The 6568-nt window shown below is 45.6% G+C and carries 4 protein-coding genes; 3 read left to right on the plus strand and 1 reads right to left on the minus strand.

What is annotated here, in order from left to right; genetic code table 11:
* The first annotated feature begins 26 nt into the window (after positions 1-26).
* On the plus strand, positions 27-752 hold the full coding sequence (locus ACM0OP_RS16585; protein ID WP_414529526.1) for a hypothetical protein: 726 nt from the start codon (positions 27-29) through the stop codon (positions 750-752).
* 321 nt (positions 753-1073) lie between these two features.
* Positions 1074-4790: a PriCT-2 domain-containing protein gene (locus tag ACM0OP_RS16590; RefSeq protein ID WP_414529527.1), complete on the plus strand. Its 3717-nt coding sequence runs from the start codon at positions 1074-1076 to the stop codon at positions 4788-4790.
* A gap of 189 nt (positions 4791-4979) precedes the next feature.
* On the opposite strand, the gene ACM0OP_RS16595 is transcribed toward ACM0OP_RS16590, so the two are convergent.
* Positions 4980-5348, minus strand: coding sequence for a hypothetical protein (locus ACM0OP_RS16595; protein WP_414529528.1), 369 nt, complete (start codon positions 5346-5348; stop codon positions 4980-4982).
* A gap of 721 nt (positions 5349-6069) precedes the next feature.
* Between ACM0OP_RS16595 and ACM0OP_RS16600 the strand changes: the two genes are divergently transcribed.
* Entirely contained in the window at positions 6070-6474 is a 405-nt protein-coding gene (locus ACM0OP_RS16600; protein WP_414529529.1) for a plasmid mobilization protein, read from the plus strand.
* Positions 6475-6568 lie beyond the last annotated feature (94 nt).

The raw sequence follows: 6568 nt of genomic DNA on the forward strand, positions 1-6568 counted from the left end.
CACATCATTAACTTTTGATGTCACCAATGACTGCCGTAAAAGATTCACCGAACGAATTTCAACTCCCGCCGCACAATGAACCGGCGTTAGAAATGATTAGGGAGGCTATAGAGCATGAATCCGCTCTTGCTCTAGCGGCTGGTGCTGCGGCGATGGCATCTGGTGGCATGGTTCACCCATTTGGCTGGGTTCTTTTTGCATTGGTTTACAAGCCGTTGATCCGACTTGAGAAACTTGCACGTCTGGAAAAATTAACAACCGTACTTTTGGATGAGTTTAAAAGTGTTGGTACACAAATCTTTCCAGTCCAAAAAATCGAAGACAAGAACCCTCTGGACTTGTTTGTGAGGTTTCCACGCAGAAGTCACCTGTTTATCTCCATTCGTTCTTTTGGAGATCGGGAGGTAGTCTACAACGAAGCAAGGGAAATTCTACAGATCCGGAAAAAGAATAAGAGGGGTTTGACTACGTGGAAACCTTGTCCATTGCTTGAGTTAGCTGATTACGAAAAGTGGCTGAACAAAAACAGAGACTTGTTTGCAATGTCTTCAAGGGAAGCAACAAAAACACCCGCAGCCAAAGTTTTAGTTTTATGGCCTCCTACCAAGGCGGCTCCAAATCACAATGAACATCTTTATACGGAGATAGAAGGCATGAAAATTTTGGCTCTCAGAAGAAAAGGCACTGCTTTTGTGATTCAGGAGCAGAAAGTAACTGAGTTTATTAGGGCTTGGTTAAATCATTACAAATAGGATAAATACCGAAAACCCGTAGTCCGGTATGGACAACAAGGCTTTCATTTTTCGATTCAAACGGAATTGGGAATTGGGTTTCGCCGCCTAATTAATATCCCGGTTGGAATTGTGAATCACATCTATAACAAATTGTGATTCATATCCCTAATAATGATCTTATCAAACTTTTTGGAAAATTAAGCCATTTTAACACTGGCGACCCAGATAGAAAGAGCCACTCAGGAATTTTATCTTTTTATATTTTCAAAAGCTTGTATATAAGATTACTACACCGGATAGCTCCAATTCCTCCACTACACATCAAGGAGGATGGACAAAATGTTAGAATTACAGCAAAATTACCACTCACAAGCACCGCAACAACCAACAGCTAAACAGGCTGAAACTCCAGGGACAACACAAGAGTTTATACAGCCTAACATCATCAGGTTTGCGTATAACGCCACTGGAAAAAATAAAGACTGGGATTTTAAGAAGCTGGCCGCCAACTTCCAAGATACAGAAGGGACTCTAGCGGATGTCCAGCGCCATATCAAAGCAGGTCACGCCATTTGTGCTGGCTTATTAGGCGGTAAATGGCGGAGTAAAGCCAATATCATCGGTTCCCACTGGCTACTACTCGATATTGATAATTCCGATGTCGCCCGTGATCTTGAAGGCAAACCAATCAAAGACTCTAACGGCAACTACATCAAAGTTTACAAACACCAATTAACCATAGAAGAAGCACTAGCCCATCCCTTCATCCAAAAACACTGTGCTTTAATTTATACGACAGCTAGCCACAAACCAGACTGGCATAAATTTCGGCTAGTCTTCCTTCTGCCCGAATATGTTGAGGGTGCTGATACGGTAGAAGCTTGTACGCGATCCTTGATGCAAGAACTGCCCCATGACCCCGCGTGTAAAGATGCTTCCCGTGTATTTTATGGCAGCACAGAAGCCGAATTTCCCCTAGTCAACCCCGAAGCAACATTACCAGCAGAATGGATAACTAAAGCCGTAGCGATCGCTCACCAAGAGAAAATTGAATATGAACGACGCATAGCCGAAATTACTTCCCGCCGTATCCAATTCCAAGAGAAAGCACAAGCCAACAACTGGGATATAGACCAGCTGATAAAACAGGCACTATCATACGTTCCTCAGCGCAGCATGGGGTCGGGAAATTATCAGGAATGCTTACAGGTCTTAATGGCACTATACAGCCATTACGGGGTTACTGATGCCGAAATCATAGCAGAGCAGTGGTCACCAAGCATCAAGGGGACAACCTGGAACATTGGAGACAAAATTAGGAGCTTTAAGCGATTGCCTTCGGCAGTGCGCGGAGCGCAATCGCGTCGTTCTGGGATATCCATTGGGACACTGTTCTACATCGCCAAACAGTACGGCTTCTCTTTCCCCAAAGTTGAAAAGGATTATTCCCTCAACAGCGATCCCCGCGACGGTAAACGAAGCAAACGCCAGCGTTTAGGTAATCGCTCACGGACTATCAGCCGGGAAGAATGGTTAAGCACCCACGGACTAAATAGAGAAATTGAAGATTTTATTAAATCTTTAAAAAGTGGTTTCGATAAAGCCCGAAATTTTGTCGGGAAATTTACTCACAAAATTAAACCCGCACCCAAACCAACCACAGCTGCACCCGGAGTAGCAGCAGCAACCGGAACCACACCAAAACCAACTACAAGCCCAAATTTAGACGTAGATATTTGGTTTCAAGCTGAAGACCGAACACAGACTTATATAAATGCGATAGCGCAGAGTGCAGTACCGGAGGCGAACGCGCAGAGCGCAGTGCCAGACGCGAACGCAGGGAGCGCCCTGGAGTCCGCGATAGCGCGGAGCGCTGTACCGGAGGCAATCGCATCTGGCAAAAAATTCATCCTTGACATATCTCACACTGGTGCAGGCAAATCGCACCATGTCGGGTTATTCACCCCAGATATTTTTGGTGTAAATACCCTGTACTACCTCAGTAATGACCACCGTAACCCCACCACCGCCACCATCGAAGGCTGGACTGACTTACCAGTGCGGAATGATGGCTTAGTATCCGACCTCACCAAACTCACAGGGCTAGGCAACCCATATATACGCTGGCCTAAACCAGGAGAACAGCCGGATGTAGAAGGCAATTGCCCCCGTACCACATTGTTTCATATTTTGTCAGCAAAAGGATACACAGTAGTCAACGAAGAAGCGCAATCTAATCCCATCTGCCAAACTTGCAAGGTGCGCGCCAACTGTGCTGGTAGTGATGGCATGGGGGGAGTTTTCCCGCGTGTCCCTGGTGCTACTTTCCGATGCGATCGCCGTGACGCTTTAGCCGATTCACGCATCCGCGCAAATATTAACTCCCTACCTAAACCACAAGACATTAACAATGCTGTAGCCTTCGTAGATGAAGCCAGCCGTCAAATTCAGCCCGTAGAATTTATTGAAGTGGGCTTACAAGACTTTGACCGCACCATGATGGAAGTGCAGGCTCATTTACCAGCAGTTTACGACCAAATTAAACAGCTAATTCTCCCACTGCGTTCCTTCATTAGTGGCGACATTAAGCCCAACCAAGAAACATACTACGGTTGGAACGATGCCCAAATCCGGGAAATGTTACCAACCTTACCCGACAATATACCAGAGATTCTAGAGTCACTAAAAGCACTTGAACCCGACATCGAAGAATTGGTAAAAGAAGCGGATAGTGTCACTCTCGATGGCGTAGAGGGAGACAAGAAAAATGTCAACCGCGACACACTCAAATATATTAGAGGTGCATTTCAGGCTCAATCCACAGCTGAAATCTATAAAAACTTACTTTCTCTCCCTGTCCGATGGCTGATTCCGCTACTGGAAATGTTGGTGGGGATCACTCAAGGCGCGCTCCGAATCACAAGCGACCGCAAATTAATGATCCCGCAAAAAGTGACTCGCCAGAGAGAAACACTGGCAGCATTTGATGCTGTGGTTTTCATGGATGCCACCGCTACCCGTGAAAGCATGGCTTTACAACTTGGGTGCGACCCCAAAGACATCTTAGTGATTTGTGAACATCGCCCCAGTTATGAAAACTTAACAATTCAGCAGATAACTGGATTGGGATTATGTGGACGCGATCGCTCACCCAAGAAAAAAGCACAATTGGCAGCGATAATTGAAGAACTGACGAAAAAACACCAAAAGTTGGGAGTAATTGACCACCAGAAAGCCAAACGAGACGGAGATGGTTACTGGTTTGTCGATAACCGAGGCAGTAACGCCTACATTGAACATGATGCGCTGCTATTAATCGGTACACCATACCAAAACATAGGTGTTGTAAATCAAATCCATAGCACCCTGGATCAAGGGGGAGGGATGGATGCTCAGGCATATATTGACCACCTTGTACAGACTGAAGTAGTCCAAGCCGTCGGTCGCCCCCGTGCTAACCGTCGCCCTGATGAGCAAATCACGGTGTATATCGTCAGTGAGAAAGATTTATCTTACTTACTAGATTATTATCCAGGGGCTAACTTAGTCACCTCAACAGCTTTTGAAATTACCCCCACTGCGGGTACAGGCACAGAACAAACACACTGGGCAATTTTCCAAGCATTTGGGCAGATGGTAGAGGCTGGTGAAAAAATTGGCATTGAAGCCATAGCCCAAAAAGTCGGGAAAAGCCAGTCATACGTGAGCCAAATTGCTCAAGAATTTGGGGGCTGGATGCATCTCAAAAAAATATTACAAACCCTATATAGCTCCTTATATAGAACTGGTAATATTTTTTCAGTGGTTTTGACGGATGAAGAAAAATGGTTTGTTGACGAATATCTCCCCTTGTTGAAACGAGAATATCCAAAACAACCGGAGGAAGTGGTTAAAGAGGTGGTGCTGATGGCTCAGGTCTTTAGCTGTCAAGCCTTCCAAAGGATTCTAGATAGTTCAGCTATTGATATCAAAGCCTTTCTGATGAAATCGTTGTTATCAATATTACCCGCAGAAATTTTGGAGCAACTCAGGCGTTGGCCACCACTGCCTACCTAAAATTTAGTTAAATTTAATTTTTGTGAAGTGATTTGAGGCGAGCGCAGCGCTCGCCGAAGGCATCGCGCAGCGTTTTGTAAGAAACGCCCTGATTTTCATGCCTAAAAAGCTGGTCTTCTTGGATTGGACTTTCGCTACACATAGCCCACATCCTTCTTTTTGACTTTCGCTGTATTGACTACTTGACTACTAATTTTTTTTCTGGCTCTTAGTGCTACTAGCAGGTTTCTGAGCCGCAGTAGTCCCACTCGCCCCACCAGAATTTTCATTCTCTAGAGTCTTTTTCTGACGACGAGTGCTTTTCCTCAACTCACCTATTAAATACTTAATCCGGCTACCACTCAAATTGATGCCCTGCCCTGCCAACATTTCTGAAACTTCATCGTAAGTATAGCCATATTTATCAGAAGTCAGCTTCTCAATGTACCGTCTCATCTTGCGAACAGCTTCCTTGTCTGATACATCCTCTCGTTCCTTCGGCTTTTGCTCCTTTAAGACGCTAATCGCCTCATCAATCTTGCCTTTAGTAATCTTTTCAGAATCTTTTGGCTCAACCATTGCTATGTAATTAAATTGTTCATCATAATTTATATATTTTCCCCTATTTTTGAGATTGTATAACTCTACAATTTCAGCCGATTGCAGCTACGCTGGTTGTAATTTTCGTAATCCGGCTACGCCGTCAGCATCATTTAACTGATTTTGATATAATTTTCCCGTTTTGGCTACGCCATTATCATCATTTTACTGATGCCGTTTAACTCATACTGATTGTTGTCCCCCTCACCACTCCCAGCTACGCTGCTTGTAATTTCCGTCATGCGGCTACGCCGTTATCATCATTTATTAGAGACTGATATAATTTTCCAGTTCTGGCTACGCCATTACCATCATTTATTAAAAGCCGATCTACTTTTCATGTCCGGCTACGCCGTCTTTATATTCATCCGATGCCGACTTTAGCTGACTCTTGCCGACTGTTGCTAACCATAGCCTTCTCCCTCCGGCTATGCCGTCGCAGTAATTCAGCTAACACTGCTATAATTATTACGTTTCAGCTACGCTGTAATTGTCCTTCCTCCCCCCTGAATTACCAAAACCCATCTCCTGCTACCCCCGCGCACTTCCGCCCCCACGGACTTGTCGCCCACCCCCCGCAGCGTAGCTAGAAGCAAGCCGTGTCTTTTGCCTCCGGCAAACCTCGCTCCGCTCGGACGACAGGCTTGCCAAATGGGGAAGCCTCCCCCTTTGGAAACCCCCTCCCCCACCTCCCACAGTTATGCGCCCAAAACTGTCCAAAAACCTCCTGCGTACCAAAACCCTAGAAGCTCGTGTCAACGCCATTGAACACGACATGATTAAGCTCAAAGCACAAGACGCAGGACTCTCAATAGCTGAATTCACCCGACGCAGCGTATTACTCAAACCACTCCCCAAACGCACTAGCAAAATCACCCTGGCAACCTACCGCGAATTATCCCGCATCGGTAATAATATTAATCAACTCACCAGAGCCACCCACACAGCCATTAAAATGGGACTGCACCCACCCGCAGACCCAGAAGAATTAGCACAGTTACGCAACCTCCTACAACAGATAGGACGAGAACTGTCCCAAATGGAAACCGACCCCACCGATGAGGACGACATCGACGAAGAAGACGAAGACTGGGAGACAGAATGATTGGCAACCAAACCAAAGGTAAAAGCTTTCGCGGACTCCTTACAGCGTTTCCGGCTGTTATGAGGTACAGTAGCAGCAATTAGCAAACCAGTTT

Source organism: Nodularia chucula CCY0103, from assembly GCF_963923915.1.
In the GTDB taxonomy this organism is placed as follows: domain Bacteria; phylum Cyanobacteriota; class Cyanobacteriia; order Cyanobacteriales; family Nostocaceae; genus Nodularia; species Nodularia chucula.

What these genes read in the sequence shown, in the direction of transcription:
- ACM0OP_RS16585 (WP_414529526.1), top strand. Translation starts at nt 27, where the DNA reads ATGACTGCCGTAAAAGATTCACCGAACGAATTTCAACTCCCGCCGCAC.
- ACM0OP_RS16590 (WP_414529527.1), top strand. Translation starts at nt 1,074, where the DNA reads ATGTTAGAATTACAGCAAAATTACCACTCACAAGCACCGCAACAACCA.
- ACM0OP_RS16595 (WP_414529528.1), bottom strand. Translation starts at nt 5,348, where the DNA reads ATGGTTGAGCCAAAAGATTCTGAAAAGATTACTAAAGGCAAGATTGAT.
- ACM0OP_RS16600 (WP_414529529.1), top strand. Translation starts at nt 6,070, where the DNA reads ATGCGCCCAAAACTGTCCAAAAACCTCCTGCGTACCAAAACCCTAGAA.